We start from the raw sequence: 23431 nt of genomic DNA, 5'->3' as shown, positions 1-23431 counted from the left end.
AGCCCTTAATCCAAGTGGCCGTCTACGATGGTCACCGTGACTCAAGACATTAATGCTCCTCATGTCCCAGAAAACGTTGAGCTCACCGAGCGTTCGGCAGAGTTCTTTACGCAGGCTCAGGCAGTGACGCCGGGTGGCGTGAACTCGCCGGTCCGCGCCTTCGGTTCCGTCGGTGGCACCCCACGTTTCATTGACCACGCCGCGGGCTCTCGTCTCGTGGATGTTGATGGCAACGAATATGTGGACTTGGTCTGCTCGTGGGGTCCAATGATTCTGGGCCACGCCCACCCGGCAGTGGTGGAGGCCGTTCAGAGTGCCGCCACTCGCGGGTTGTCTTTCGGCGCTCCGACGACGGCTGAGACCGATCTGGCTCGTCACATCGTTGAGCGCACGTCGGTAGATGAGGTGCGTCTGGTCAACTCCGGCACTGAGGCCACCATGTCCGCAGTTCGCCTGGCTCGCGGTTTCACTGGCCGTTCCAAGATCATCAAGTTCGCCGGCTGCTACCACGGTCACGTGGACGCGCTGCTGGCATCGGCCGGTTCTGGTGTCGCTACTTTCGGTCTGCCGGATTCGCCGGGTGTCACCGGTGCATCGGCTGCCGACACCATTGTTGTTCCTTACAACGACATTGAGGCGGTCAAGGCCGCATTTGCTGAGAACCCGGGCGAGATTGCCTGTGTCATCACTGAGGCGGCAGCGGGCAACATGGGTACCGTCACACCGCAGGACAACTTCAACGCGAAGCTGAAGGAAGTCTGCCACGCAGACGGCGCTCTGCTGATCCTCGATGAGGTTATGACTGGCTTCCGCGCTTCCTACAACGGCTGGTACGGCATTGATGGTGTGGCCGGTGACCTGACCACCTTCGGCAAGGTCGTCTCCGGTGGTTTGCCGGCCGCTGCCTTCGGCGGTCGCCGCGACATCATGGAGTACCTGGCTCCGAACGGTCCGGTGTACCAGGCAGGCACACTCTCCGGTAACCCGGTCGCTATGGCAGCTGGCCTGGCCAACCTGGAAAACGCCACGAGGGATGTCTATGACACCGTTGCGGCCAACGCAGATCGCCTGGCCACGATTCTGTCCGATGCCCTGACCAAGCAGGGCGTGGCCCACCACATTCAGCGTGCGGGCACGATGCTATCGCCGCGCTTCGCCGAGGGTGAGGGGCACAACTTTGAGCAGATGCAGGCAGCGGATACTTTCCGCTACCCGGCCTTCTTCCACGCACTGCTGGCCAATGGTGTCTACCCGCCGGCTTCTTGCTACGAGACCTGGTTCGTCTCCGCCGCACTCACCGACGCCGACTTCGAAATCATCGAGCGTGCAGCAGCCCGCGCGGCCGAGGCGGCGGCAGCCGCCAAGCCGGAGTAGGTGACACGTGTCGAACAAGACCGATTCGCAGGCCGAGCAGCAGGCAGCACAGCAAGCCACACCGCAGGCCGCGCAGCCGGTACAGCCGGAGAATCAGGCAGCTAAGCGTGCGACAAAGCACGCCAAGACCACGGTTGTGCATCTCGTCCGCCACGGCGAGGTTTATAACCCGGATAAGATTCTCTACGGACGTCTGCCCGGCTGGCACCTGTCAGAGCGTGGTCAGCGCCAGGCAGCGGCCACGGCCTCGTCCTTCGAAGGCCACGACATCCGCTACTTCGCCTGCTCTCCACTGCAGCGCACGCAGGAAACATCACGGCCATTCACCGAGGTAATCGGCACGAAGCCGACCCTGGATGAAGATTTGCTAGAGGCGGGTAACTCCTTTGAGGGGGTGCACATCAAGGGCATTGACTCCGCACTGTGGAATCCGAAGTACTGGCCACGGCTGCGTCGTCCGAGCGTGCCCAGCTGGGGCGAGCCCTACGAGGAGATTGCGGACCGCATGTTCCATGCCATCGAGCGAGCCCGCGAGGCCGCCGAGGGAGCGGAAGCGGTGCTGGTGACCCACCAGCTGTGCATCATTGCCGCTCAGCGTCGTGCGCGGTACTTGAAGCTCGCGCACAACCCGGCAAACAGGCAGTGTGATCTGGCGAGCGTGACCTCCTTAATCTTCGTCGGAGACACCATTGTCGACGTGCGCTACAGTGAGCCGGCAAGTCACCTGTAAGGTGAATAAATAGTTTTGTTGAAGTTTCACTGACCCCGGAAGGTGGCACCCAGGTGGCCAAGGTCTCATCGTCCCGAATTGCAGCAACGCTGGTGGCAGCAACTCTGTCTCTGTCGCTCGCGGCATGTAACCCCGGAGAGTCGGTGGGACACGACGCCGTCGCCGTTGGCGGTCAGTTCGAGTTTGTTTCTCCGGGTGGTCAGCAAATCATTGACTACGCACCAGAGGAGCGCAAGCCGGTCGGCAATGTCTTCGGTCCTTCTCTCGAGGACGATGACAAGGAAATCTCTCTTGATGACTTCAAAGACCAGATTGTGGTTCTGAACGCCTGGGGCCAGTGGTGCGCACCGTGCCGCTCCGAGTCTGATGACCTGCAGTACGTTCAGGAACAGATGGAAGAGCAGGGAATCGGCACCGTCCTCGGCATTAACGTCCGCGACAACGTCCGCCAAGCTCCAATCGACTTTGTGAAGGACAACGGCATCACCTACCCGTCGATCTATGACCCGGCTTTCGTCAACGCCGGTGCACTCGGCGGCATCCCGGCGTCGGTGATTCCGACGACCATCATCCTGGACAAGCAGCACCGCCCGGCGAAGGTATTCCTCCGCGAGGTCGATCACACGATGCTGATGAAGGCTGTCGATGAAGTGAAGGCGGAGGGCTAGGCCCCGGCATGGGAACTTTTGCCATGGACACGATCTATTTTGCCGATGGCATCGGCCAGCAGTTCGCCGACGTCGCCACCGGCGGTCCCATTGTGTTGGGGCTGCTCGCCGCTGCACTGGCCGGTCTCGTCTCCTTCGCTAGCCCGTGCGTTATCCCGCTTGTGCCAGGTTATGTCTCCTATCTCACCGGTATTTCCGGAGCATCGGGGGCGCAGGGCAACGGCGTGACGACGGGAGTTGCGGACGCAACCTCCGTCGATAAGCATGACGGCGATGGAGGTCGTGGCCAGCGTTCCTCAACAGCCCGCGTCGGCCTGGCCGCGTTGCTGTTCGTGTTGGGTTTTACTGTCATTTTCGTGCTGGGGTCGGCCTCGATTTTCGGGCTCGTGTCCACGTTGCGTCTGCAGGCGCGCACGCTGACGATTGTCGGTGGCGTGGTGACCATCGTGATGGGGCTTGCCTTCATGGGCATGGTGCCAGCGCTGCAGAAAGACACCCGCATGGCGCCGAAGCGCTGGACCACCTGGCTGGGAGCGCCACTGCTCGGCGCGGTGTTCGCGCTGGGGTGGACGCCGTGTCTGGGCCCGACGCTGACTGCAATTATTTCGGTGTCCGCAGGTACACAGGGCATGACTGCGGCCAGGGGAGTGGCGCTGATTATCGCTTACTGCCTGGGGCTGGGGCTGCCGTTCATTTTGGTGGCGCTGGGGTCGGCACGTGCGATGCGGGGAGTGGACTTCCTGCGTAAGCACTCGCGAACCATTCAGATCATCGGCGGCGTGGCGCTGGTGCTGGTCGGAATTGCCCTGGTTACTGGACTATGGGATGTTTTTGTTGCCTGGGTTCAGGCCGCTTTTATTACTGATACGGTAACGCCAATTTAATGAAGGAATCCTTCGATGTCGGTGAATTGGAATAAGGTACGACAGCCCTTCCAGCAGGTCTGGAACTGGTTGACCAGCATGCGCACGGCGCTGATTCTGCTGTTCATCCTCGCTTTCGCAGCGGTTCCGGGTGCCCTGTTGCCGCAGCGCTCGCTGAATAAGGACAAGGTCGACCAGTATCTTGCCGCCAACGGCAAGACCGCCGAGATCATGGATAAGCTGCAGCTTTTCGATGTCTTCTCGGCCGTCTGGTTCGTCGCCATCGTGGCGTTACTGCTGATTTCCCTGGTCGGCTGCATTATTCCGCGCACTATCGACCACTACAAGGCCATGAAAACGCCGCCGGCTAGGGCGCCGAAACGGTTGGCGCGTCTTCCGCTTCACGACGAAGCCGTCGTCGATGCCCCCGCGGACGAAGTTTCTAAGCGGGTGCGTGAGCGCCTGAACAAGTGGGCATTGACCGAAACTCCAGCAGATGAAGACCGCGCCGGGGCACGCTCCTTTTCTGCAGAGAAGGGCTACCTGCGCGAGTTCGGCAACCTGGTATTCCACCTGGGCATTGCGCTGCTGATTATCATCGTCGGCTTGGGCCGCATGATTTATTACGAGGGCCAGGTCATTTTGCTGACCAACACCGGCACCGAAATTTCTGATGACAACGTCAACAGCGCGGTGGGCGTTCCGTTCTGTAACACCGCAGCGGCAAACTATGACTCGCTGCGCTCGGGCAACACTTTCGACGGTACGACTCTGAACCCGTTCTGTATTCAGGTGGAGGACTTTGCCGCCGATTACCTGCCGAACGGCCAGGCCAAGATGTTCACCTCGCACATCCGATTCGCAGAAGAAGAGGATATGCGTAAGCCTGTCGATGAGTGGGAGAAGACCACGCTGCAGGTCAACCACCCTCTGCGCATCGCCGGTGACCGCGTCTACCTGCAGGGGCACGGCTTTGCCCCGGCCTTTAAGGTGACCTGGCCGAATGGTGAGTCGCGTACGTCGATTGTCCAGTTCCGCCCGGATGACCCGACCTTCTTCCTGTCCTCTGGGGCGCTGCGCTTCGACCCACCAGCGGGCATGTACCCGGACTTGTTCGAGCGCCGCCAGAACCAGATTGCAATCGAGGGCCTGTTCGCTCCGACCGCGGAGTTTACTGGTGAAAAGGGTGCTCTGCTGCAGTCCTCTTACCCGGCGATGCAAGACCCGGCCGTGGCTGTCGACATCTACCGCGGCGACGCGGGCCTGGACACTGGTCGCTCGCAGGGGCTGTTCTCCCTCGACCGCGACCTGATGCACTCGGGTCAGCTGGCTAAGGAAGCCCGCGTCAACCTCAAACAGGGCGAATCCACCGAGCTTGCCGACGGCACCAAGATTGAATTCCTCGGTGCGAAGGAATTCGTCAACTTGCAGGTTTCGCACGATCCCACGCAGTTCTGGGTGCTGGTGGCAACTGTGGCCGCACTGGCGGGCATGGTGATGTCGCTGGGTATTAAACGCCGGCGTGTTTGGGTGCGCATGTTCCCGCTGGAAGATGGCCGCACTCGCGTTGAGTTCGGTGGCCTGGCCCGCACTGACAAGGCCGGTTGGGGCGAGGAGTTCCAGTACATCGTTGACGACATCCTGGAACGTGACAGTGATGACGAGGATGCTGCCGACAACAATACTGCGACCAACGAGAGCGCGGACAACAAGGCCAAAAGCTAACTGACCACTAAGCCTGGTCCATCCCTGCCACAGGCTGAATGCGCGGAGGCGGAAAATGCGCCTCCGCGCAACTTTTTGCGTCCCCCGTGTCTCCGGTCCCCTTTTGCTTAGTCCCGCTTTAGTACTAGGGTTTGAAGAAGTATTCCGCTAATTCCACATTTTTGGAGCCAAGTACATGCTCGTCAATAAGACACTGGCGCAGTTTTCGGACTGGTCGTACTTCACGGCCTTCGCCTTTTATCTTGTGGCCTTTGTTGTATCCATTGCCTACTACAGCCGTCGTATCGCGGCCGCTGAAGCTAAGAGCCAGGTTGCAGAGCGCGAGCTGGTAACCGCAGGTGCTGGTGATGGAGCTACCACTGCTAGTGTCGCTGACTCGGGGGAGTCGGAGACGAAAGCGTCGGCAAGCGAGCCTAAGAACCAGGCGCTGACGAACCGACTCGGCGTTGTGACGGAAATGCTGATTTACGTCGGTGTAGCCGTGCACTTTGCATCGGTGCTATTGCGTGGCCTGGCCGTGCAGCGTTTCCCGTGGGGCAACCTCTACGAGTACGTATCAGTTTCAATCCTCTTTGCTATGGCAATTGCAGCTGGCGTACTGCATCGTGAGGCCATGCGCGTGTTCTGGCCGTGGATGCTGGCACCGATTCTGGCGCTGATGTTCTACGGGGGTAAGAACCTATATGTTGAGGCTGCTCCAGTGGTGCCGGCACTGCAGTCGATTTGGATTCCGATTCACGTCTCGATTATTTCTATCGGCTGCAGTATTGCACTGATTTCCGGTGTCGCGTCGATTCTCTACATGCTGCGGATGTACAACCGCAAGGACAACGAAAAGGGTTTCCTGGGCAAGCTGGTCGCGCCGCTGCCGGACGCGCAGAAGCTGGATGCCATTGCTTACCGCACCGCTATTTGGTCCTTCCCGCTGTTCGGTCTGGGCATTGTGCTGGGCGCTATTTGGGCGGAGTCCGCATGGGGCCGCTACTGGGGCTGGGATCCGAAGGAGACCACGGCTCTGATTACCTGGATTATCTACGCTCTGTACCTGCACGCTCGCGCAACCTCGGGTTGGCGTAATACCAAAGCCGCGTGGATTAATATCTTCGGTTTCGCGACCATGGTGTTCAACCTCTTCTTCATCAATATGGTGGTTTCGGGTCTGCACTCGTACGCTGGCCTGAACTAAGCTTTCATACTTGTACAAGCCGGTATCGCCGGGTGAACTAGAATCGCTTCCATGCGTGTTCTCGTCACCGGTGGTGCCGGCTTTATTGGTTCCAACTTTGTCCTCCGTACTCTGGCCACGCGGCCGGATGTGAATGTCACGGTGCTGGACGCTTTCACCTATGCCGCGAACCCTGCGAGCTTGGAAGGCGCGGACTGTGAGATCATCCGCGGCGATGTTCGTGACGCGGAGCTGATCGATCGCCTCGTGCCCCGCTTCGACGCCGTCGTCCACTTCGCCGCCGAGAGCCATAACGACAACTCGCTAGTGGATGCCGATCCCTTCGTCACCACCAACGTCATGGGCACTGTGAATCTGGCGAAGGCCTGCGCCACCCACGATGTTCGCCTCCACCACATCTCCACAGACGAGGTCTTTGGCGATCTCGCTCTCGACGACCCAGCACGCTTTACGACGGCCACCTCGTACAAACCCTCCAGCCCCTATTCGGCCTCCAAGGCGTCTGCGGACCACTTTGTCCGGGCTTGGGTACGTAGCTTTGGACTGGCTGCGACTATTAGTAACTGCTCGAATAATTACGGCCCGCGGCAGCATCCGGAGAAACTGATTCCTCGGCAGATTTGTGGTCTGCTGCGCGGTCGTAGCCCTCGCGTGTACGGCACCGGCGAGAATATTCGGGACTGGATTCACGTCGATGACCACAACGATGCGGTCTGGACAATCCTGGATTTCGGCGAGGTGGGGGAGACCTACCTCATCGGTGCCGATGGTGAGCGTTCCAACCTCGACGTGGTCGGAGACATCCTGGAGGGATTCGGGCGTGAGCGATCCGATTTCGTTCATGTCACTGACCGCCCGGGGCATGACCGTCGTTATGCGATTGATCCTGCATCCATCCGCAGCCTTGGCTGGCAGCCGCGCTACCAAGACTTTTCCGCAGGCCTCGCCGAGACCATCGACTGGTATCGCGCCAACGAGTCCTGGTGGGCTGCGGCCTATGATGCCGCTGAGGCTGGCTACGCTGAGCGCGAGCAGGAGTTGTAGTTCTGATTGGGCTGGTTTGGGTTGGGTGGGTTGGTTTGGGTTGGGTGGGCTCTGCCTAGCCAGCACCCCGGTTACTTGGTGCACCCCGGTTACTTGGTACGCCCCATGCGTCACTTCAGCCACGCCTGCAATATAGTTCCCATGCGCACCAGGTAAAGGGCTCAAAACAGGCCCAAAATACCCAGACTCGCATGTTTGGTGGCATTTTCGGGCTTTTGGGTGAATCTGACCTGGGAGTTTCTAATCTGAAGCCCACCAAACATGCGAGTCTGCGTCAAAACACCCCTTGTGAATGTCGTTAAACGTTGTTTTCGTATTCAGGATTAACAAATAAGCCTCAAATTCGGGCCATTTTCCCTAAGGTCTCGATTTGTGTGGGCTTCAGATTAGAAACTCCCAGGTCAAGAAGTGTGGATTCACTTAAAAGGGCACACAAATCGAGACCTTAGGGCAACAACCCCCCCCCGCATGAATGTCGTTAAGCGCTAATTTCGGCTCGGCGACTACCCAGCTCACACCCAACCCACCACCAGCCCGAACCTGTCCCTCGCGTCTACACTTGTTATCCATGAGCCCTAAGAGCACATTCCAGCCCACTTCCATCGACGGCGTTTTCACCTTCGAGCCGGTCATCCACGGCGACAGCCGCGGTAGTTTCCACGAGTGGTATCGCCTCGACGCATTCGCCGAGGCCACGGGCTACCCGTTCTTTCCGGAGCAGGCCAACATGAGTATCTCCGCGGCGGGCGTTGTCCGTGGCCTTCACTTCGCCGACGTCAGCACCGCGCCAGATGGTCATCCCGGCCAGGCGAAGCTGGTCACCTGTCCCGCGGGCCATATCCTCGACATTGCGGTTGACCTGCGTCGCGGCTCGGATACCTTCGGCAAGGTTGAGGTCTTCGAGCTCGACAGCAAGACCCGCCGAGTGGTCTATCTGCCCAACGGCATCGGACATGGTTTCGTCTCGCTTGCCGACGACTCCGTGCTCACCTACCTCACTTCCACCGGCTACAATCCGGAGGCTGAACGCGCTGTTAGCATCCAGGACCCGACGCTGGGAATCGACTTGGCCGCGTTGCTGGCCAAGGGTGGTCTCACCGAAGCGGACATGATTCTCTCCGAGCGCGATCAGAAGGCCCCGACGATCGAGCAGTTCGAGGCGCAGGGCAATAAGCTCCCCAGTGAGTTTGACTGCAAGGACCTCGAAAACATGGCTCGCGACGAGTGGGCAATCGCCAACGAAGCGGCCGGGCAGTAAGGCAGAAAGGCGCGAGCACTATGAAGGGCATCATCCTCGCAGGTGGCACGGGCTCTCGGCTGTTTCCAATCACGCTTGGTGTCAGCAAGCAGCTGGTTCCCGTCTATGACAAGCCCATGATCTACTACCCGCTGAGCACGCTGATGCTCGCGGGAATCAGGGACATCCTCGTCATCACCACGCCACATGATGCCCCGCAGTTTGAGCGCCTACTTGACGACGGCTCGCAGTGGGGTCTCAACCTCACCTTTGCCACCCAAGACGAGCCCCGTGGTCTCGCGGAAGCATTCATCATCGGTGCTGACCACATCGGCGATGACTCCGTTGCGCTCATCCTCGGCGACAACATCTTCTACGGCGCCGGCCTGGGCACACAGCTGCGCCGCTTCCATGACGTCGATGGCGGAGCAATCTTCGCCTACTGGGTCGCAGATCCCACCGCCTATGGAGTCGTGGACTTCGACCAAAGCGGCAAGGCCGTGGCGATTCAGGAGAAGCCGAAGAAACCACGCAGCCACTTCGCGGTGCCTGGATTGTACTTTTATGACGCCGATGTTGTTGAAATAGCTCGCTCGCTGCAACCGTCGTCACGCGGCGAATTGGAAATCACGGATGTTAACCGCGCCTACTTGGAGCGTGGAAAACTGCAGGTAGAGGTGCTGCCGCGCGGCACGGCGTGGCTGGATACCGGCACGGTGGACAATCTGATGGCCGCGGGCGATTTCGTGCGCACGATTGAGCAGCGCCAGGGGCTAAAGATTGGCTCGCCGGAAGAGGTGGCGTGGCGCATGGGATTCATCGACGATGCAGCGTTTAGCGCGCGTGCCGACGCCCTCAGCGCCAGCGGCTACGGGGAGTACCTGCAGCAGTTGTTGCTGCGAGGCAAAGACGTTTAGTCGGTTTCGCCGGGATTGTCTGGGCTATCGGGCCTATTTGGTTTATCTCCCTGGTTATCCCGGTCACGAGTCTCGCGTTCGCGCCGTTCCTGTAGCTCCTGCTCACGCTTGCGGCGATCGAATTCGGCCTTCTTGAGCTTCCAGAGGAACTCCGGATCATCGTCGGGAGCAAGCGGGCGGGGCTCCGGTTGCGGAGCAGAAATACGACGCATGCCGTTGCCACGACTGCCAGGGCCAAATGCCTTCCACAGCATGACTACGACAAGGATGATGAACAGCAGCAGAATGAGCCGACCCATGTAATAGCTAACCTCCTGGATTTACCGACTAGAATACGCAACGAGTCCCGTAGTGCCCACGAGGGGTATCGCAACGCAAGGCGGTACGGCGTACAGAGTTCGTTAGGGTACAAAGGAACGTTGGACACGAACGGCCATGGGGCGCTAACAACGTCGGGCGCAGCACAGGCGTAATACGTAGAGGTGAGGGTGTAATGACCAATCCAGAAGAGCAGGACAAGTTGGCTTCTGACGCTCAGACGCCAGTAGCTCCGGTGACCAAGAATGCTGGTCGCGGCAATGCCATGAAGGGACTGTTCTGGTACGGCCTTGCGCGTCTGCTGCTGTTCCTGGTGCTGTTCTTCATCCTGCTCGCGATTATCTACCTTGTTGGCGTGCGGATTCCGGCCGCAATTACGGCTGTGTTTGCACTAATTATTGCGATGCCACTGTCGGTGTTTGTGTTCCCGAAGCTGCGCGTTCAGGCCAATGAGTCGGTTGCCGTGTGGTCGGAGAACCGCCGTGCGCACAAAGAATACATTGCGCAGCAGATTAAGGACCGCGAGGAAAACTAGCGCTCCGCTCTAGCTTCTTTTCTGAACTTTCTCCAGCACCCGCTCGATTGCCTGGTTCACCACATCCGGAGCCTCCAGCGGCAACATGTGGCCGGCCCCGTCGACTTCAACTAGCTCGGCGTCCGGCCACTTTTCCATAATTAGGTCTGCTTGCTTGCGGGGAGTGACATCGTCCTTCGTGCCCACCAGTACCGCTCCCGGCAGACCCTCTAAGTGAGGCCCGGCCGCGAACTCGTCATGGTCCTGCAGGTCGTCGAGGTATCCCACGAAAGTTTCCAGCGGTGTTTCATTAATCATGGCCGCGTGGAACTCGATGATCTCGTAGTCCGTGCGCCGGGCGAACACCGCAACTGCCAACGACGGCGCCATCAGTGACGCGATTGCCTCGCGGAACTTGCGGATCTCCTTCGGCGAGGACTCAATCGCATTGCGCGCCGCATCCGCCACCGGGGACGCGAGAATCTGCGGTACCCCCTGGGCGGCAAGCTTGTCGATAGACGTGGAAATCAGCACTACGCCTGCGATCCGACGGCGAATACTTTCCTCGGCAGCGCGCACCATGTGCAGTGCGATCAAACCGCCCAGTGAATGCCCAACCACGATGAGTTTTCCGGTCCCGGCGCGCTCTGCAATCACGGCCAGCGCATCGGTCGCAGCACCTTCGACCGTGCAGAGTGAAGCCGGAACCGCGCCGGTCTGGCCGTGGCCGCGTAGATCCATGGTGAGCAGGCGTGCTTCCGGGTGTGACTTCCGCAGTGCGTTGAACTGTCGGTACCAGGACTCGCCAGCCAGGGTGAAGCCGTGGATAAAGACGATGGTCACAGGTTCTTTGGCGGGCTCGCCTGGTTCAACCTCGTACCAGTGCACCGGAATATCGGTGGTGACAGCATCCGGTTTGTCGCTGGCCTTTCGCTCGTCATCCTTGGCCGCAATGTCGGCTGTGACCGGTGTGGTCTTGATATGTACTACGCCGGTGGCCGTAAGATCAGTCAGGCCTGGTTCACGGGTCTGTGAATGCAGCGCGCCGTGCTCCAGTGCCAGTCGCCGACGCCCCGAACTGGTCAAACGCAGAGCAGCGCTGCGGACGAAAGCTGGAGCCTTGGCTGCTGTGTCACCTACTCGGGTTGCGGCCTTCTGGACGTCGTCAAGCGTCTTGTGCGTCAGTGCGCGGAAGTCCATCGGTACCCCTTAGCTGAGTGCGAGTGCGAGTGCCGTGATGACGGACCAGGCAAGCATCATCTTGCCGGTAAGCCCCAGTACCGGGATGAGCTCCTTGCCCTTCTTATGCATGCGGATTGGCTCGGAGGCCCTCACCCACAGCGGCACGATGAGCAGACCCACCAGCGCCCATGGGTGCCAGAAAGCGATAAAGATACTGGCCAGGGCAGGCATGATGGAGAGAATCTGCCAGACGATGCGGGTGCGGAAGTCGCCCAGGCGAACTGCCAGGGTGATCTTGCCGGTGGCAGCGTCGGTGGGAATATCGCGCAAGTTGTTCGCCAGGTTTACGGCAGAGGACACCGAACCGATACCGATTGCGCAGGCCAGGCCGACCCAGGACAGGGAGCCGGTCTGGGTGAACTCCGTACCGAGCACCGCGACGAGACCGAAGAAGACGAAGACCGAGACCTCGCCAAGGCCGCGGTATCCGTAGGGATTCTTGCCGCCGGTGTAGAACCACGCCGCCGCAATGCACAGCGCGCCGACCAGAATGAGCCACCACGCGCTCATCAGAGATAGCGCTACACCGGCAAGACCCGCGACACCAAAGGCGCCGAACGCCGCGTACTTCACAACCTTCGGCTCCACCAGCCCAGAACCAGTCAGGCGCAGCGGGCCCGAGCGGTCATCGTCAGTACCGCGGATGCCATCGGAGTAGTCGTTGGCGAAGTTCACGCCCACAATCAGCGCCCACGCGACAACCAGCGCGAGCACCGCACGTCCCCAGATAATCGGCGCGTGCGTCGATGCCGCTCCGACACCGACGATGACCGGCGCAAACGCATTCGCCCAGGTATGGGGGCGCGCGCCTTCCAGCCAATCGCTTAACGACGCCGTTGCAGGACTCTTTGGTGCTTCAGACATGAATTAATAATAGGACGTGACACCAAATGCCTTGAACTAATGCGGGTTCGAGTGGCTTAAAGGCTGGAGGACACAAGTCCAAAGGCTAAAAGAGCGCCGCGACTTTCTTCCGGTCGACCTTGCCCGGCCCAATTAGCGGTAGGGCCTCCACGCGACGCAGGTCCTTGGGAATCATCCAGTGATTGATTCGCCCGGCGTCTTCAGCATCGCCGAGGCCGTCCATAATATCGCCGAGCTCAGCGGTACCTTCATACGCTGCGACAATGGCCTGGCCGAGCCGCGGGTGTGGCACGCCGACCACGCAGGCTCCCGTAACGCCGTCGATGGCGAGCAGTTCACGCTCGAGAACCTCTGGGTGCAGTTTCAGCCCGCCGGAGTCGATGATGGTGTCCAAGCGTCCCGTAATGACGAGCCGACCGTCGCGGATTTCTCCCGCATCCGAGGTGGCGAACCAACCTGGCTTGTGGAAAGCCTCGTGACCGGGCGCATTGCGGTATCCGTGTGCAATCATCGGTCCGCCCAGCCAAACGCGACCATTTTCGATGGCGACCTGTGCACCTTCGATGGGCTGGCCGTCATAGACGCAGCCGCCGGCTGTCTCGGAGGAGCCATAGGTGGTCACGACGTTAATGCCGAGCTCTTCCGCGCGTGCTGCCACCTGCGGATTCAAGGCCGCGCCGCCGACGAGGATGGCGTCGAAGAGACGCAGGGCTGCCACGCCAAAGGGTTCTTCCATGGCCTTCGCCAGCTGCATGGGAGCCAGCGAAGTGTAGGCGCGGTCGCCGGCACCGGCACCAGTGAGGGCCTCGGCGCCGTCGGCGAATGCGGCTACATCAAAACCATCGGTCACATCCACACACACCGGATCCGTGCCCGCGAGCAGCGAACGGATGAGAACCTGCAGGCCAGCGATATGGTAGGCCGGCATCGCCAGCAGCCACTGTCCTTCACCACCGAGCCACTGATGTGTAGCGGTAGCAGAGGAGACCAAGTTATCCACCGTCAGCTGTGCACCCTTCGGTGTGCCGGTGGAACCGGAGGTGCCGACAACAAGTGCGATGGACTCATCAATTGGCTCACCTGCGCGTTGCGAGTTCCGCAAGATTGAGGCTCGCGTGCCGTCGTGAAGCGGAACGGGGAGCAAAGAGACCTCGCCGTCCAGCGCGGCACGGAGGTCGGGCAGGATATCGGTCGAGTCGTGGGGATTGACGGAAAGCAGGCTGAGCGTACGCACAATCCAAACCATAGCCCGTGTTGTGCCGTAGTTTCTGGTGACGAGGCGTGTGAAACGTGAGTGTGGCGGTGGTGACGGGCGGAACAATCGTCGCCGCGGACGCGTTGCGCAGAGCATAGGAAGTCATAGATAGAAAGGCATCGAAGATGGGTTGGTTTTTTGGTAGGTCGGCGGAGCTTGTGCCGGAAGGTGAGGCGCTAAAGGGCGGCTCGCACCCGGTGCTGGAGAATCCGAAGCCGCATGCGGTGCTCGGCACGCCTATTACCGGCCCATGGGAGGATGGCCAGGAGGTTGTCTACATCGGTATCGGCTGCTACTGGGGTGCTGAGAAGCTGTTTTGGGAAACCCCGGGCGTGCTCAGTACGTCGGTCGGGTTCGCCGGTGGCGTGACGCCAAATCCCACTTACCGAGAGTCCTGCACCGGTCGGACCAACCACACTGAGATTGTGGAGGTTGTCTACGACCCGGAGCAGATTAGCTTCGACCAGCTGATCGCGAAGGCCTTCGAGGCCCACGATCCCACTCAGGGCTACCGTCAGGGTAATGATGTCGGCACGCAGTACCGTTCCGCGATTTACACGACGACGCCCGAGCAGGCGCGCCGGGCGCAGGAAATCTCCGATGCGTACGCGCCGAAGCTTGCCGATGCTGGCCTGGGGCCCATTACCACGGAGATTAAGCCACTCGCGGAGACTCCGGCAGGGGAGTACTACCGAGCCGAGGACGAGCACCAGCAGTACTTGTTTAAGAATCCGAACGGCTACTGCCCGGTGCATTCAACCGGCGTGGCCTGCGGGATTTAAAGGCGAAATTTCGTAGAACGCTTAATCGCGATTAGTAAAACTCACTGAGAAAAGTAAGGTGGTTATATCAATCAGATAGTTGAATAGGAGTGAACCCTTGTGGTGAAGCAAGTACTGCGCGTTGCATTTGCTTTTGTCGGCGTAGTCGTCGGCGCGGGCTTTGCGACGGGTCAGGAAATCATGCAATACTTCGTCGCCTTTGGCATCAATGGTGTCTGGGGTGCCGTTCTCTCAGCGGTGATTATGAGCCTGATGGCGATGATCATTTTGCAGCTGGGAAGCTATTTCCAGGCCAGCGAGCACGGCGAAGTATTCCGACGCGTATCGCATCCCATCTTTTCGCGCGTACTGGACATCGGCGTGATTATCACGCTCTTCGCCACGGGGTTCGTCATGTTCGCCGGTGCGGGTGCCAACATGGAGCAGCAGTGGGGCATCCCCGTGTGGATTGGTGCCGTGATTATGATGCTGGTGACCATCGCGGCTGGTTTCCTCGACGTCGATCGCGTGACCACCGTGATTGGTTCCATCACGCCGTTTATCGTTGGCTTTATCCTACTGGCCAGCATTTATACGCTGGCATTCACCGATGCCACCCCGGCCGCGGAGCAGGCAGCTGCCGTTGCGGAAGTCCCGACCACTCTGCCGAACTGGGTTGTCGCCGCGGTGAACTACGTGGGCTTTAACCTGATGGTTGCGGTCTCCATGGCGATTGTTATTGGCGGCAGCCTGTTCAACCCTCGCGCTGCAGGAGCCGGTGGCTTTGTCGGCGGTTTGGTGTACTCCGCAATGCTGCTGATTACCACCATCACGCTGTTCCACACCGTTGGTACCGTCGCCACTGATGCCGTGCCGATGCTCACCGTCATCAACCGCCTGCACCCGTGGCTTGGTCAGGCAATGGCCGTGGTTATCCTCGGCATGATTTTCAACACAGCGCTTGGCATGTTTTACGCGCTGGGCCGTCGCGTCACCGCTAAGCACCCGGAAAAGTTCAAGATTGTCTACGTCGGCCTGGTTCTGCTCGGTTTCGCCTTGAGCTTTATGGGCTTCCAGAACCTAATCGGTTGGGTGTACCCAATCCTGGGCTACATCGGTCTTTTGCTCATTACCGTCATGCTCGTTGCTTGGCTGCGCGGTCGTGAGCGCATCAGCGAAGAGACTTCCCGCCGTAAGCGCATCTTCCGCCTTGTTCGCCGTGGTCGGAAGAAGGAAGCTCGCGAGGAAATTGAAGACTCCAACCTCAGCGTCGAAGAGGTCCGCGAAGCTATCGAGGAGTAGGGGGCTGGCGCGTGGCTGCAGTCAGCGTCGCTGTCAGCTCAGGAATCGGATGGCTTTCAGCGACGTTGCCCGCGCCCAGGCCACGAATGCCCCGGTCACAATGGTGGATACGAGAACCATCAACGGCCACCGCTCGGGGTAATCACGGACCACCCAGGTCCATCCCCATTCCGAGGTCCACCACAGCGGTGAAGCACTGAGGACATCACCGCCAACCAGCACCGCCCAACCGCCGAGCGCGACCGAGGCAAAAATCGCCGCTGCCACACTTCGACGCGCAATCAATCCGGTCACGGCCACAATCATTGCGGCCACAAGAGGCGCGATGACCGCCTGGTACGGCCAAGGGTTGATGTCGGTCTCGCTGCTGGCTTCGCCGCCCGCGCCACTGATAATCACCGCAACCACGAGCACCGGTACGAGAAACGCCATATCCAAGGCAAACAGCCGGAGCGTGATGCTCCCCCGCGAGCGTCGATACATCAGCGCTGGCCAGGCATCAGCTTGCGAGGTCCACGTCATGATGGCGACCACGGTTGCGGCCGTCGGCACGCAGACGAAACTCAGCAACCCCATCGCATACTCCGGGTTCCACACCACACGCACGACCGCAAGCCCGGCAAGCATCAGCGCTGCGAGGCTCCACCAGGTGCGCCAGGGCAGGGTCGCGCTCATGCCATGGCTTAACGACGAAGTGCTGCGTTCCCGGCCCGTCGGCAAGCGGAGAGCTCTTCCGTGAGCAAGCAGTGCGATGACGAAGAAGCCTAGTCCGAGGAGTAAATGCAGCAGCGCGGGCGGCAGGATGGCGATGTCCCAGATTTCGCTGTCTGCGGGAGCCGAGATGGAATTAGCCTGCACTCCGTGGATAGGTAACGTTGGGCGGATGGCCCAGGTCCACGGGAGAACTTGCCAGTTTGGGCTCATGGCATCCAGTGTTCCCGCGATGGCCCAAGCGATGGCAGTCAGCGGAGCAAGGAAGAGAGCTGCGCGTGGCACAAGGCGCCATAGGGTAAGGCCGAATGCCCAGAACACGAAGAATGACAACGTGTTGAAGATCGTGAATTGCAATGCGGTGCTCACGCTCCGGGCAAGGAGAGTGGCCATCAGTGCGTGGCCGAGGGCCGTGGAGGCGATGACAGTGGCTGCGCGTGCCAGGAGTACCCGAATGCTCGAAATATTGCGCCAGATTAGGCCACCTTGGCGGAGCTTTTCTTCACGTTTTTGGCCAATGACGGACGTAATAGCAGCCAGGGGAGGAAGCAGGATAAGCGAGTAGATGTGGGCGCTCGCCATGGCGGTGGCATCAACGCCTGTAGAAAAGACCATGCTGACCAGAGCGATTGCCACCATGATGATGGGCAGGAACATGGTGAGCGACCACTTCGCCCGCAGTAGTTCGGCGCGGAAGTAGTGTCGCGTAGGAACAGCGCGCGTGTTAAAAGTGCGTGTGTGCGGTTGAGCGCTCATCGGGCAACACCTACTGCGGTGAAGAAAGCTTGCTCGAGGGATTGACCAGCAGCCGCAAAGCCCGTCAGCGGGCCTTCGTAGACCAGCCGGCCACCAGCGAGAACTCCCAGGTGGTCAACACTCTTTTCGACCTCACCGAGCTGATGCGAAGACACCACAACTGCTTTGCCGCTATCGGCGAGATTCCGCAACAAGGTACGCAGGCTCACGATAGCTTCGGGGTCGAGGCCGTTAGTGGGTTCGTCGAGAAGCACAATGTCGGGGTCGGTGAGCAGCGCCATCGCCAGTGAGAGACGAACCTTCATGCCCGTTGAGAAAGCGCGGACACGCTTGTTACCAGCATGAAGCCCGACCAAGTTGAGGACTTCGGCGATACGGCTCCTGTCCGTGCCGGTCAAGTGTGCGTGCACTTTGAGGTTGTCGGTGGCCGAGAGTTGCGGGTAGAACGCCGGGCCATTGATAGAGGCGCCGATGTGGTCTAGGTCGGCAATGGACCACGGGCGTCCCGCAATACTGATTTCACCGGAGTAGGGAACAAGGCCAAGCACAGTACTCATCAGCGTGGACTTACCTGCGCCGTTGAGTCCCAATAGTCCGTAGACCTCACCGGCGCGAACGCTCATGTCGAGACCGTTCAGGACCGGTTCGTTCTTGCCGTAGGCGACGGTGATGCCGCGCAGTTGGAGGAGAGGAGCAGCGGCATCTGCGGAAGGGCCTGGGGTAGGAGTTGGTGCGTTCATGCCTTAAGTAATAGGAGTGCTTGGAGCGGTTCGCGCCCTCCCTGAGGATGAGTTGGTGGAAATATCCTCCCCAGGGAGGAGGCGCTAGCGAGGGTGACGGCACCAGCGAGGAGAATCTAAAGCATCCCGTTTTTCGCAGCCCAAATGACAAGATTCACGCGACTGCGTGAGCCCGTTTTTGTTAGTAGCGCTTTCACATGGGTTTTCACGGTCGTCGTGGCGACCACCAACCTGCGAGCGATCTCATCATTGGAAAGCCCCTGGCAGACGAGGTCCAAAATCTCCTGTTCTCGGGGTGTGAACTGGGTTTCTGCGTCAGTGGGGTCTGAGCCATCGCCATGTGTCGAGGAAGCGCTTGCTGACTGCTCGAAGTGGGTTGTGCGCGGTGAAACGTGTCGCAACACCATTGGCGTCACCTTCGGATCGATGACTCCTTCACCGCGGTGGATACGCATGATGGCCGAAAGTAACTCACGGGGATCGGAGTCTTTGAGTAAAAAGCCTGCGGCTCCAGCCTCTAAAGCGCCAAGTACGAGGGATTCTTCGCGGAAGGTGGTCAGTACCAGGACTTTCGGAGCGGATGCGTGGGTCGCGCCTCCGGACGATGCCCCTCGCACGATTTGCCGCGTGGCCTCGATACCGTCCATCACTGGCATACGAATGTCCATGACGACCACATCTGCGCCGGAGGCAAGACGCACAGCCTCAGCACCGTCGCCCACGGCGCCAATGACTTTCATCTGCGGGTGGGCATCAATAAGCTGCGCAAAAGACTGCCGAATCAGCGCTTGATCTTCAGCGACTAAAACTCGAATTACACCCATTGCTCGTCTTTCTATGCAGTGTCAATAGTTAGACCTGCTTTGGCCAAAGCACTTATAGCTGAATGCTGACGCGGAACATACCGTCGCTTTCACCATAAGTCATCTCGCCACCGAGCTGCGCCACGCGTTCATCCAGACCAATCAGGCCAGCACCAGCTCGCTTCCTGTGTGCCAAGGCGTCGCTCACAGCCCGATTTGCGGTCACCAAATGAACCCGCGCCGGGCTGATATCGGCATCGGCAGATGGGGCAATAGGCGACTCAGTAGGCGATTCAATCGTCAACGTGAACTGACCAGCGCCCGATGAGTGCTTGGCCATATTCGCGGCCAACTCCGTCACTGCCCGCACCAGAGTCAAACGCTTCGCGAGTGGCCAATCCGCCAGCGCCTCATAAGACTCCGGCAGAGTCACCGAAACATCGCGACCCGGCGGACAAACAGCCGCAACCAGACGTGGAATCTCATTCGGGTCAGCGCTAATCTCGCCGCCTTCACGTAGTGCATCGACAAGCGCATGCACATCTCGCAACGATTGTTCTGCGGTCTCGGCAATACCTTCCAGCGTGGTCTTTTCAGCAGCGCGTTCCGCTCGTGAGTCATTCATCTCCGCCAGGTACAGTGCGGTTTGGGCCTGAACTTTAATAGAGGTGAGTCCGTGACCCACGACATCGTGAAGCTCCCGGGACAACTCCAACTTGTTGAGCGCCACGACGTTCTCCAACTCCGCGGCATGTTCCTCGGCGTTGATGCGCAGCCACAGCGGCACTGCGTACGCGCTCGCCGTGATGAGCACCGCGGGCAGACCGAAGACCAACAGCCGTTCCGGAGTAAAACCGAAGGCTGGAACCGCTGGGTTGAGGAAACTGCCAATCAACCCTAAAAAGAGCCCAACTATGCCCCAGGTGCGATTCTGTTCCCACCTGGTCACAGCCCATAACGATAATGGGGCGGCAACAATAATAGGGTCTACCCCAAGGTTCACCGGGGATAGCCACACCAGCAAGGCGAGGCCCGCTAGGGCACTGTATGTAACCACAAACGATGCGCGCACTGCTTTACGACGAAACGCTGCGGCGCCGGCAATCATCGCGGACAGAACCAGATTGGTGACATAAGTGAAGCTCGGGCCATAAGTAAATAGCGGCGTCGTGCTCAACCAACAGCACAGCAGGAAAGCAGCCGCAATAGCGAGATCGGCAGCTGGGAACGAGCCGACGAAGTAACGCACCCGGCTGTGCCAGTCGAGTGGGGCAGGAGTCTGCGCGGTGGCAGACTGCGCGGGTGTAGGAGCAATGGTGCGCTGCATGTGTCTAGGCTAGCGGTCGGTGACTTGCGCGGTTTAGTGTGAGTTTTCCACTTGCCGAAAAGTGATATTGATGCGGCCCTCTTTAAGCCCGCACCCCTCCGGCAAAGTGTCCGGACGAGTCTTGGGCACACCATGAAACGCAAGCCGCTTGGGACCACCAAACACAATCACATCCCCGCTGGCGAGAGTCACGTCATCCCAGGGTTTGTTGCGGTTTTCAGTCCCGCCAATGCGGAACAGGGCCTCGTCACCGATAGAGAGCGACACAATTGGGGCAGGGGAGTTTTCGTTGCGATCCTGGTGCATCCCCATGGTGGCCCCGGGTGGGTAGTAGTTGACCAACGCCATGTCGGGCCGAAAAGTGGCAGGCCACTGGCTGAGGGATTCGTCGTAAAGCGCGGCGGCACGAAGTGCTTCGGTGGCGAGCTGCAGCAGATTGTCAGGCACAGGCGGGACGCGAACGCCGCCTGCGTGCGTGACGTAGCGGTACGGATTCGTGGCCCACATGCGCCCCAGATGCAGCATGAAGACCTGCATCTGACCACTTTTGAGCTGCGGGCGAGTCATGGCCAGGGGAGTGCCGGCAACGTCGCGGGCGATGTCGCGGAGTTGCGTGATGATGCCGGCCTGCCGCTCCAATGGAAGCCACCCCGGAAGATGAACAACTCCCGGCGTGATGCGGGCATCGTCGCGCGGGAGCTGATCGAAGAGCATAGGTCTAGTTTGCCTCTTAACCCGCGATGATTGCGTTAACCGGGCGGGACAGGAACTGCGGACCAATCTTGCCCAGGTAGCGCAGGATAAAGTCCGCTGCCGACACCGAATAGAAGTGCCGCTGGCGCTCAATGAAGTTCTGCGGATGCGTTGCCTTCCACACGGCATCTGCGACCTGATCCGGCGTGATGCGCACGCCAAGACGGCGGGTCGAACCAGCGGAAACGTCCGCCAGCTTGGTCTTCGCCCACAGCGGCATGATGGCGACGACGCGGATCTTGTCCTTGCGCCATTCCAAATCCAGAGCTTGCGTTAGACCCGAGACGTAGAACTTCGACGCAGAGTACGGCGCGATGTGCGGCTGACCGTAGATACCCGAAGCCGAACTCATGTTGACCAGGTGAGACCCCTTGGTGCGCTTCAGGTACGGATGCGCCGCCTTCGCACCCAGCGTCAGGCCGGTGCAGTTGATGTCCACCTGCGCGCGAATAATCTCCGGCGACTGGTCAGTGATATCGCCATCGCCGATGATGCCCGCGTTATTGTCCAGCACCGTCAGCTTGCCGCCGGTGTGGGAGGTGAAGTCCGCAAGCGCGTCCTCCCACTGCTTAAAGTCCGTCACGTCCAGCTTGCCGACGATTACCTCCGGGCGCTCAGCCTTAAGCTTCGCCAGGGCATCCTCGTTGATGTCGTAGACGCCTACGGTCCAGCCCGCGGCCAGGAACTTCTCGGCCACCGCGCGGCCAATGCCCTGCGCGCCGCCGGAGATGAAAATGGACGGGGAATCAGAAGCAGCCATAGCGCCTCAATCCTGCCTTTTCTTGCTGTTTTTATAAGTGGATAAATGTTATTCGCCAGCTTAGATGAGCATTTGTTGTTTAACAGCGGATTGGAGGAAACGCGCCCTGATTACAAACGCGCCCTCTACACTGGCCATCATGAAACCCCTGAAGATCCCACCAGGTCCCGGCATCCCAAAGGGCCTTGTCATCCCCGCAGCGGAGCTCACTGAACGCTTCGCACGCTCCGGAGGGCCGGGCGGTCAGGGCGTTAACACCACGGACTCCAAGGTGCAGCTATCGGTCGATATTGCCGAGCTCACCGTGCTTTCCGACATCCACCGCCGCCGCGCTCTCCAGAACCTCAGCCACCGACTGGACGGCACCACACTCACCGTGTCCGTCACCACCCAGCGCTCCCAAGTGCGCAACCGCGCGGAAGCCCGGCGTCGCTTGGCGGATCTCATTCGGGAAGCCGTGCAGCCACCGCCTCCGAGGCGCCGGCGGACTCGACCAAGTCGGGCCTCGATTGCGCGTCGTAAAGCGCAGAAGCAACGCCGCTCTGAGCTCAAAGCCAGCAGGCGCCGACCCAGCGCCTACTAGGGGAATATGGGATTTTCACGCATTCGTTGCAATATAGAGGAATGAGCGAAAATCAGGCCCCTACCGAAAAGGCAGCTGAAGCCGTCGCGGAGTTCAACCGCGTGCCCTCGATCCTGTCCATCCAGTCGCATGTGAGCTACGGCCATGTGGGTAACTCCGCTGCCGTTTTCCCGCTGCAGCGCGCAGGTTTTGAAGTGTGGCCGGTCCACACCGTCGATTTCTCCAACCACACCGGCTATGGCCAGTGGCGCGGCCCGATGATTCCGGCCACGGATGTGCGCGAGGTTATCAAGGGTATCGATGAGCTGGGAAAGCTTGACGACGTCGATGCGATTATCTCCGGCTACCAGGGCGGTAGCGATATTGCGGATGTCATCATCGAGGCCGTGGCGATAGCCAAGCAGCGCAACCCGAAGGCCATTTACTCGTGTGACCCGGTGATGGGAAATGCCAAGAGTGGCTGCCACGTCTCGGATGACATTCCGCCGCTGCTGCGCGACAAGGTCGTGCCGGTGGCAGACGTGATTACGCCGAACCAGTTTGAGCTGGGATACCTGACAGGCCGCGAGGTCAGCGACCTGGAGTCCACCATTGCGGCAGCCCATGCTGCTCGTGAGATGGGCCCGGAGGCCGTGCTGGTCACCAGCGTGCTGCGTCCGGAGCGCAAGGAGGGCGAGATTGAGATGCTCGCCGTCAACGGTTCGGGCGCATGGCTGGTGGCGACACCGTACCTGCCGCTGAAGCGCAACGGTTCCGGTGATGTCACGGCCGCGCTGTTCGCGGGTAACCTGCTGCGTGGTCGCGGTATTGACGGTGACCTTTCGGTCGCACTGGGCAACACAGCGGCCAGCGTCTTTGAACTGCTGAAGGTCACGCACGAGTCCGGCTCTGGCGAGCTGGAGCTCGTTCGTGCGCAGGAGGCCTATGTCAACCCGGAGCAGCGGTTTGAGGTTACGAAGGTGGCGTAAGGCTGGGCAGTAGGGCTGGGGCAGTAGTGC

At 60.0% G+C, this 23431-nt stretch carries 24 protein-coding genes; 14 read left to right on the top strand and 10 right to left on the bottom strand.

The features are described 5' to 3' along the window. Positions 1 to 27 precede the first annotated feature (27 nt). The 9 genes from hemL to rfbA all read left to right on the top strand — a co-directional run bounded on the left by hemL (position 28) and on the right by rfbA (position 9744). The gene (hemL, locus tag HMPREF2651_RS05175; protein WP_049180753.1) at positions 28 to 1374 is read left to right on the top strand and encodes a glutamate-1-semialdehyde 2,1-aminomutase; all 1347 of its coding nucleotides are present in this window, start codon (positions 28 to 30) and stop codon (positions 1372 to 1374) included. A gap of 7 nt (positions 1375 to 1381) precedes the next feature. Then, positions 1382 to 2104: a histidine phosphatase family protein gene (locus HMPREF2651_RS05170; protein ID WP_246817331.1), complete on the top strand. Its 723-nt coding sequence runs from the start codon at positions 1382 to 1384 to the stop codon at positions 2102 to 2104. A gap of 53 nt (positions 2105 to 2157) precedes the next feature. Further along, the gene (locus HMPREF2651_RS05165; RefSeq protein ID WP_038627561.1) at positions 2158 to 2772 is read left to right on the top strand and encodes a TlpA disulfide reductase family protein; all 615 of its coding nucleotides are present in this window, start codon (positions 2158 to 2160) and stop codon (positions 2770 to 2772) included. A gap of 23 nt (positions 2773 to 2795) precedes the next feature. Next, complete coding sequence (locus HMPREF2651_RS05160) at positions 2796 to 3656, top strand: cytochrome c biogenesis CcdA family protein (RefSeq protein ID WP_049180797.1); 861 nt, start codon at positions 2796 to 2798, stop codon at positions 3654 to 3656. 15 nt (positions 3657 to 3671) lie between these two features. Continuing rightward, positions 3672 to 5360, top strand: a complete 1689-nt coding sequence (locus HMPREF2651_RS05155) for a cytochrome c biogenesis protein ResB (protein WP_070585989.1) — start codon at positions 3672 to 3674, stop codon at positions 5358 to 5360. 175 nt (positions 5361 to 5535) lie between these two features. Continuing rightward, positions 5536 to 6546: a c-type cytochrome biogenesis protein CcsB gene (ccsB, locus tag HMPREF2651_RS05150; RefSeq protein ID WP_049180755.1), complete on the top strand. Its 1011-nt coding sequence runs from the start codon at positions 5536 to 5538 to the stop codon at positions 6544 to 6546. Positions 6547 to 6597: 51 nt separating this feature from the next. Beyond that, positions 6598 to 7590, top strand: coding sequence for a dTDP-glucose 4,6-dehydratase (rfbB, locus tag HMPREF2651_RS05145; RefSeq protein ID WP_038627567.1), 993 nt, complete (start codon positions 6598 to 6600; stop codon positions 7588 to 7590). 568 nt (positions 7591 to 8158) lie between these two features. Further along, positions 8159 to 8848: a dTDP-4-dehydrorhamnose 3,5-epimerase family protein gene (locus HMPREF2651_RS05140; protein ID WP_049180756.1), complete on the top strand. Its 690-nt coding sequence runs from the start codon at positions 8159 to 8161 to the stop codon at positions 8846 to 8848. Between the two features lie 20 nt (positions 8849 to 8868). Next, a complete protein-coding gene (rfbA, locus tag HMPREF2651_RS05135) occupies positions 8869 to 9744 on the top strand; it encodes a glucose-1-phosphate thymidylyltransferase RfbA (RefSeq protein WP_049180757.1) in 876 nt (291 codons plus the stop codon). Here the strand turns inward: rfbA and HMPREF2651_RS05130 are convergent. Continuing rightward, complete coding sequence (locus HMPREF2651_RS05130) at positions 9741 to 10043, bottom strand: hypothetical protein (RefSeq protein WP_049180758.1); 303 nt, start codon at positions 10041 to 10043, stop codon at positions 9741 to 9743. The genes rfbA and HMPREF2651_RS05130 overlap by 4 nt on opposite strands. A gap of 194 nt (positions 10044 to 10237) precedes the next feature. Between HMPREF2651_RS05130 and HMPREF2651_RS05125 the strand changes: the two genes are divergently transcribed. Next, on the top strand, positions 10238 to 10597 hold the full coding sequence (locus tag HMPREF2651_RS05125; RefSeq protein WP_049180759.1) for a DUF4229 domain-containing protein: 360 nt from the start codon (positions 10238 to 10240) through the stop codon (positions 10595 to 10597). Between the two features lie 9 nt (positions 10598 to 10606). Here the strand turns inward: HMPREF2651_RS05125 and HMPREF2651_RS05120 are convergent, their stop codons facing one another. The 3 genes from HMPREF2651_RS05120 to menE all read right to left on the bottom strand — a co-directional run bounded on the left by HMPREF2651_RS05120 (position 10607) and on the right by menE (position 13928). Beyond that, positions 10607 to 11776: an alpha/beta fold hydrolase gene (locus tag HMPREF2651_RS05120; RefSeq protein ID WP_049180760.1), complete on the bottom strand. Its 1170-nt coding sequence runs from the start codon at positions 11774 to 11776 to the stop codon at positions 10607 to 10609. 9 nt (positions 11777 to 11785) lie between these two features. Continuing rightward, the gene (locus HMPREF2651_RS05115) at positions 11786 to 12682 is read right to left on the bottom strand and encodes a 1,4-dihydroxy-2-naphthoate polyprenyltransferase (protein WP_038627576.1); all 897 of its coding nucleotides are present in this window, start codon (positions 12680 to 12682) and stop codon (positions 11786 to 11788) included. 85 nt (positions 12683 to 12767) lie between these two features. Then, the gene (menE, locus tag HMPREF2651_RS05110; RefSeq protein WP_049180761.1) at positions 12768 to 13928 is read right to left on the bottom strand and encodes an o-succinylbenzoate--CoA ligase; all 1161 of its coding nucleotides are present in this window, start codon (positions 13926 to 13928) and stop codon (positions 12768 to 12770) included. A gap of 134 nt (positions 13929 to 14062) precedes the next feature. Between menE and msrA the strand changes: the two genes are divergently transcribed. Beyond that, entirely contained in the window at positions 14063 to 14719 is a 657-nt protein-coding gene (gene msrA, locus HMPREF2651_RS05105) for a peptide-methionine (S)-S-oxide reductase MsrA (protein ID WP_038627581.1), read from the top strand. A 99-nt stretch (positions 14720 to 14818) separates the two neighbouring features. After that, a complete protein-coding gene (locus HMPREF2651_RS05100) occupies positions 14819 to 16000 on the top strand; it encodes a YkvI family membrane protein (RefSeq protein ID WP_049180762.1) in 1182 nt (393 codons plus the stop codon). A 33-nt stretch (positions 16001 to 16033) separates the two neighbouring features. Here the strand turns inward: HMPREF2651_RS05100 and HMPREF2651_RS05095 are convergent, their stop codons facing one another. From HMPREF2651_RS05095 to HMPREF2651_RS05070, 6 genes are all read right to left on the bottom strand, one after another. Further along, the gene (locus tag HMPREF2651_RS05095; protein ID WP_049180763.1) at positions 16034 to 17467 is read right to left on the bottom strand and encodes an ABC-2 family transporter permease; all 1434 of its coding nucleotides are present in this window, start codon (positions 17465 to 17467) and stop codon (positions 16034 to 16036) included. Further along, on the bottom strand, positions 17464 to 18207 hold the full coding sequence (locus HMPREF2651_RS05090) for an ABC transporter ATP-binding protein (RefSeq protein ID WP_049180764.1): 744 nt from the start codon (positions 18205 to 18207) through the stop codon (positions 17464 to 17466). The genes HMPREF2651_RS05095 and HMPREF2651_RS05090 overlap by 4 nt, the downstream gene beginning before the upstream one ends. A gap of 116 nt (positions 18208 to 18323) precedes the next feature. Continuing rightward, positions 18324 to 19031: a response regulator gene (locus HMPREF2651_RS05085; RefSeq protein ID WP_038627590.1), complete on the bottom strand. Its 708-nt coding sequence runs from the start codon at positions 19029 to 19031 to the stop codon at positions 18324 to 18326. 52 nt (positions 19032 to 19083) lie between these two features. After that, positions 19084 to 20337 (bottom strand): sensor histidine kinase, encoded by a 1254-nt coding sequence (locus tag HMPREF2651_RS05080; RefSeq protein WP_222867120.1) that lies wholly within the window; start codon positions 20335 to 20337, stop codon positions 19084 to 19086. 33 nt (positions 20338 to 20370) lie between these two features. Further along, positions 20371 to 21051, bottom strand: a complete 681-nt coding sequence (locus tag HMPREF2651_RS05075) for an alpha-ketoglutarate-dependent dioxygenase AlkB family protein (protein ID WP_038627592.1) — start codon at positions 21049 to 21051, stop codon at positions 20371 to 20373. Between the two features lie 16 nt (positions 21052 to 21067). After that, on the bottom strand, positions 21068 to 21850 hold the full coding sequence (locus HMPREF2651_RS05070; RefSeq protein ID WP_049180765.1) for an SDR family oxidoreductase: 783 nt from the start codon (positions 21848 to 21850) through the stop codon (positions 21068 to 21070). A 139-nt stretch (positions 21851 to 21989) separates the two neighbouring features. Here HMPREF2651_RS05070 and arfB point away from each other — a divergent pair, with 139 nt between their 5' ends. Then, positions 21990 to 22433 (top strand): alternative ribosome rescue aminoacyl-tRNA hydrolase ArfB, encoded by a 444-nt coding sequence (arfB, locus tag HMPREF2651_RS05065; RefSeq protein WP_049180766.1) that lies wholly within the window; start codon positions 21990 to 21992, stop codon positions 22431 to 22433. 41 nt (positions 22434 to 22474) lie between these two features. Further along, positions 22475 to 23401 (top strand): pyridoxal kinase PdxY, encoded by a 927-nt coding sequence (gene pdxY / locus HMPREF2651_RS05060; protein WP_236658469.1) that lies wholly within the window; start codon positions 22475 to 22477, stop codon positions 23399 to 23401. Positions 23402 to 23431: the final 30 nt, after the last annotated feature.

It is taken from the genome of Corynebacterium sp. HMSC063A05 (assembly GCF_001809695.1).
GTDB classification, from domain to species: Bacteria; Actinomycetota; Actinomycetes; order Mycobacteriales; family Mycobacteriaceae; genus Corynebacterium; species Corynebacterium amycolatum.
This window is presented reverse-complemented; position numbering and strand designations above follow the sequence as displayed.

Excerpts from the sequence above, each read along its gene's own strand:
- ccsB (WP_049180755.1), top strand. The coding sequence starts at position 5,536 with ATGCTCGTCAATAAGACACTGGCGCAGTTTTCGGACTGGTCGTACTTC.
- arfB (WP_049180766.1), top strand. The coding sequence starts at position 21,990 with ATGAAACCCCTGAAGATCCCACCAGGTCCCGGCATCCCAAAGGGCCTT.
- HMPREF2651_RS05115 (WP_038627576.1), bottom strand. The coding sequence starts at position 12,682 with ATGTCTGAAGCACCAAAGAGTCCTGCAACGGCGTCGTTAAGCGATTGG.
- HMPREF2651_RS05160 (WP_049180797.1), top strand. The coding sequence starts at position 2,796 with ATGGACACGATCTATTTTGCCGATGGCATCGGCCAGCAGTTCGCCGAC.
- HMPREF2651_RS05125 (WP_049180759.1), top strand. The coding sequence starts at position 10,238 with ATGACCAATCCAGAAGAGCAGGACAAGTTGGCTTCTGACGCTCAGACG.
- rfbB (WP_038627567.1), top strand. The coding sequence starts at position 6,598 with ATGCGTGTTCTCGTCACCGGTGGTGCCGGCTTTATTGGTTCCAACTTT.
- msrA (WP_038627581.1), top strand. The coding sequence starts at position 14,063 with ATGGGTTGGTTTTTTGGTAGGTCGGCGGAGCTTGTGCCGGAAGGTGAG.
- HMPREF2651_RS05120 (WP_049180760.1), bottom strand. The coding sequence starts at position 11,776 with ATGGACTTCCGCGCACTGACGCACAAGACGCTTGACGACGTCCAGAAG.
- HMPREF2651_RS05140 (WP_049180756.1), top strand. The coding sequence starts at position 8,159 with ATGAGCCCTAAGAGCACATTCCAGCCCACTTCCATCGACGGCGTTTTC.
- HMPREF2651_RS05095 (WP_049180763.1), bottom strand. The coding sequence starts at position 17,467 with ATGAGCGCTCAACCGCACACACGCACTTTTAACACGCGCGCTGTTCCT.
- HMPREF2651_RS05085 (WP_038627590.1), bottom strand. The coding sequence starts at position 19,031 with ATGGGTGTAATTCGAGTTTTAGTCGCTGAAGATCAAGCGCTGATTCGG.
- menE (WP_049180761.1), bottom strand. The coding sequence starts at position 13,928 with ATGGTTTGGATTGTGCGTACGCTCAGCCTGCTTTCCGTCAATCCCCAC.
- pdxY (WP_236658469.1), top strand. The coding sequence starts at position 22,475 with ATGAGCGAAAATCAGGCCCCTACCGAAAAGGCAGCTGAAGCCGTCGCG.
- hemL (WP_049180753.1), top strand. The coding sequence starts at position 28 with ATGGTCACCGTGACTCAAGACATTAATGCTCCTCATGTCCCAGAAAAC.
- HMPREF2651_RS05155 (WP_070585989.1), top strand. The coding sequence starts at position 3,672 with ATGTCGGTGAATTGGAATAAGGTACGACAGCCCTTCCAGCAGGTCTGG.
- HMPREF2651_RS05080 (WP_222867120.1), bottom strand. The coding sequence starts at position 20,337 with ATGCAGCGCACCATTGCTCCTACACCCGCGCAGTCTGCCACCGCGCAG.
- rfbA (WP_049180757.1), top strand. The coding sequence starts at position 8,869 with ATGAAGGGCATCATCCTCGCAGGTGGCACGGGCTCTCGGCTGTTTCCA.
- HMPREF2651_RS05075 (WP_038627592.1), bottom strand. The coding sequence starts at position 21,051 with ATGCTCTTCGATCAGCTCCCGCGCGACGATGCCCGCATCACGCCGGGA.
- HMPREF2651_RS05130 (WP_049180758.1), bottom strand. The coding sequence starts at position 10,043 with ATGGGTCGGCTCATTCTGCTGCTGTTCATCATCCTTGTCGTAGTCATG.
- HMPREF2651_RS05070 (WP_049180765.1), bottom strand. The coding sequence starts at position 21,850 with ATGGCTGCTTCTGATTCCCCGTCCATTTTCATCTCCGGCGGCGCGCAG.
- HMPREF2651_RS05090 (WP_049180764.1), bottom strand. The coding sequence starts at position 18,207 with ATGAACGCACCAACTCCTACCCCAGGCCCTTCCGCAGATGCCGCTGCT.